This is a genomic window from Aeromonas sp. Y293-4 (assembly GCF_027705905.1).
Taxonomy (GTDB): Bacteria; Pseudomonadota; Gammaproteobacteria; order Enterobacterales; family Aeromonadaceae; genus Aeromonas; species Aeromonas veronii.
Map to the genome: position 1 here is coordinate 1 of NZ_JAPDCI010000062.1, position 1355 is coordinate 1355.

Consider the following 1355-nt stretch of genomic DNA (forward strand, 5'->3'; position numbering starts at 1 on the left):
TAACTTTGTTTTAGGGCGACTGCCCTGCTGCGTAACATCGTTGCTGCTCCATAACATCAAACATCGACCCACGGCGTAACGCGCTTGCTGCTTGGATGCCCGAGGCATAGACTGTACAAAAAAACAGTCATAACAAGCCATGAAAACCGCCACTGCGCCGTTACCACCGCTGCGTTCGGTCAAGGTTCTGGACCAGTTGCGTGAGCGCATACGCTACTTGCATTACAGTTTACGAACCGAACAGGCTTATGTCCACTGGGTTCGTGCCTTCATCCGTTTCCACGGTGTGCGTCACCCGGCAACCTTGGGCAGCAGCGAAGTCGAGGCATTTCTGTCCTGGCTGGCGAACGAGCGCAAGGTTTCGGTCTCCACGCATCGTCAGGCATTGGCGGCCTTGCTGTTCTTCTACGGCAAGGTGCTGTGCACGGATCTGCCCTGGCTTCAGGAGATCGGAAGACCTCGGCCGTCGCGGCGCTTGCCGGTGGTGCTGACCCCGGATGAAGTGGTTCGCATCCTCGGTTTTCTGGAAGGCGAGCATCGTTTGTTCGCCCAGCTTCTGTATGGAACGGGCATGCGGATCAGTGAGGGTTTGCAACTGCGGGTCAAGGATCTGGATTTCGATCACGGCACGATCATCGTGCGGGAGGGCAAGGGCTCCAAGGATCGGGCCTTGATGTTACCCGAGAGCTTGGCACCCAGCCTGCGCGAGCAGCTGTCGCGTGCACGGGCATGGTGGCTGAAGGACCAGGCCGAGGGCCGCAGCGGCGTTGCGCTTCCCGACGCCCTTGAGCGGAAGTATCCGCGCGCCGGGCATTCCTGGCCGTGGTTCTGGGTTTTTGCGCAGCACACGCATTCGACCGATCCACGGAGCGGTGTCGTGCGTCGCCATCACATGTATGACCAGACCTTTCAGCGCGCCTTCAAACGTGCCGTAGAACAAGCAGGCATCACGAAGCCCGCCACACCGCACACCCTCCGCCACTCGTTCGCGACGGCCTTGCTCCGCAGCGGTTACGACATTCGAACCGTGCAGGATCTGCTCGGCCATTCCGACGTCTCTACGACGATGATTTACACGCATGTGCTGAAAGTTGGCGGTGCCGGAGTGCGCTCACCGCTTGATGCGCTGCCGCCCCTCACTAGTGAGAGGTAGGGCAGCGCAAGTCAATCCTGGCGGATTCACTACCCCTGCGCGAAGGCCATCGGTGCCGCATCGAACGGCCGGTTGCGGAAAGTCCTCCCTGCGTCCGCTGATGGCCGGCAGCAGCCCGTCGTTGCCTGATGGATCCAACCCCTCCGCTGCTATAGTGCAGTCGGCTTCTGACGTTCAGTGCAGCCGTCTTCTGAAAACGACA

1 protein-coding gene is annotated in these 1355 nt (G+C 60.1%); it reads left to right on the forward strand.

The window, feature by feature from the left end:
- The first annotated feature begins 139 nt into the window (after positions 1–139).
- Entirely contained in the window at positions 140–1153 is a 1014-nt protein-coding gene (gene intI1 / locus OKC31_RS21540) for a class 1 integron integrase IntI1 (RefSeq protein ID WP_000845048.1), read from the forward strand.
- Positions 1154–1355: the final 202 nt, after the last annotated feature.